At 63.3% G+C, this 1,718-nt stretch carries 2 protein-coding genes; both read right to left on the bottom strand.

Going from position 1 to position 1,718, the window contains the following annotated elements:
- The coding region (locus HP499_RS23885) for a helicase-related protein (RefSeq protein WP_172326516.1) at positions 1 to 1,021 on the bottom strand (1,021 nt) is incomplete at its 3' end.
- Between the two features lie 13 nt (positions 1,022 to 1,034).
- Positions 1,035 to 1,718 (bottom strand): YafY family protein (locus HP499_RS23880; RefSeq protein WP_172326515.1); only part of this gene is annotated, 684 nt, incomplete at its 5' end.

Genomic DNA, 1,718 nt, shown 5'->3' with positions numbered 1-1,718 from the left:
CCCGTTCGATCGGCAGCCGTTGGACCTTGGTCCGGTGGGAATAGCGCGAAATACGTGCGGTGCCGGTGTCGATCACGTATTTGATACCCGGGACGGTCAACGACGTCTCGGCAACGTTGGTTGCCAGAATGATGCGCCGTTTGCCGCCCGGGTTGAAGACCCTGTGTTGTTCCTGCAGGCTGAGCCGTGCAAAGAGTGGCAGGACTTCGGTGCCGGCGAGACGACGGTTGCTTTGGATTCGCCCGTTGATAGCCTCCGCGGCGTCGCGGATTTCGCGTTCACCGGAGAAGAAGATGAGGATATCGCCGGGAGCTTCCTTGGCGAGCTCGTCCACGGCGTCGCACACCGCATCCAGGGGATCCCGGTCCTCTTCCAGTTCATCATCCGAGGTGTCCTCGTCCCCGCCGGCGGGCTGGGACAAGGGCCGGTAGCGGATTTCCACCGGATAGGTGCGTCCGGAGACTTCGATAATGGGGGCAGGCTCTTCTTCGCTCCCGAAGTGCTTGGCGAAGCGCTGGGGATCGATGGTGGCCGAGGTGATGATGATCTTCAGGTCCGGGCGCTGGGGGAGGATGCGCTTGAGGTAGCCCAGGATGAAATCGATGTTGAGGCTGCGTTCGTGCGCCTCGTCGATGATGATGGTGCTGTATTTGCGCAACAGCTTGTCCCGCTGGATCTCAGCCAGGAGGATGCCGTCGGTCATCAGTTTGATCTTGGTGGCCGCGCTGACCTCACCGGTGAAGCGGACCTGGAAGCCCACTTCCTGGCCGATCTCAACGTCCAGTTCCGAGGCAATGCGTTCTGCGACAGTGCGGGCCGCGAGGCGGCGCGGTTGGGTGTGCCCGATCAGGCCCTGGTCTCCAAGGCCTAATTCGAGGCACATCTTGGGGATTTGGGTGGTCTTGCCCGAGCCGGTCTCGCCGGCGATGATGGTCACCTGGTTTGCGGCTATGGCCGCCATCAGATCCTCGCGGCGCTCGGAGACGGGCAGCTCGGCGGGGTAGGAAATATGAAGTGTCATGGCTGGTGCCAGTCTACTGTGGCTGCGGTTCCTCGTCCGCTACCTCCGTCACAGTCCCAGCCGCCGCCGATAGCCGGCGGGACAGGTGCCGGGCAAAGGACCTGAATTCTTCCGGTTCCAGGATCTCAAAGTCCATATCGAGGGCGGCAAGATACGCCGCCGGGGCAGCGAGGTTGTCCCATCCGGAGCGCAGGATGGTTGCGGCCGGACCATCGGCGGTCAGGGTTGCGTACTGCGAGCTGACGACGGCGGCCACTTCCGCGAGCGGCTCGCGGAGCCGCACCACGACGTCGAACCTATAAGGGGAGCGGGTGATGGATTGCTGTACATAAGCTGCCAGGTCCTCGGCCGGCAAGGCGCGCGCCGTGAATTTCTTCCGTTCGGAGGGCAGGGACGCGAAGCGGTCGGCGCGGAAGGTCCGCCAGTCCTCCCGTTCCACATCCCAGGCCACCAGATACCAGCGCCTGCCGGTGTCCACCAATCTGTAGGGTTCCACGAGCCGACGCGCAGCCTCGCCTTCGGAGGTGACGTAGTCAAAGGAGATTTGGCGCCGGTCCGAGATCGCCGCTGAAACCACCGTCAGCTGTTGCGGATCAACCGTGGCCGCATTGCTGGGCAAGGTGGTCACCGCTGCTTTCAGCATGGCGAACTTGGGGCGCAGCCTTGATGGCAGGACCTGTTCCAGTTTTGCCAAGGC

The sequence above is a fragment of the Paenarthrobacter sp. CM16 genome (assembly GCF_013179505.1).
Classification (GTDB): domain Bacteria; phylum Actinomycetota; class Actinomycetes; order Actinomycetales; family Micrococcaceae; genus Arthrobacter.
The sequence above is the reverse complement of the archived record's forward strand: the minus strand, read 5'-3'. Positions and strand labels throughout refer to the sequence as shown.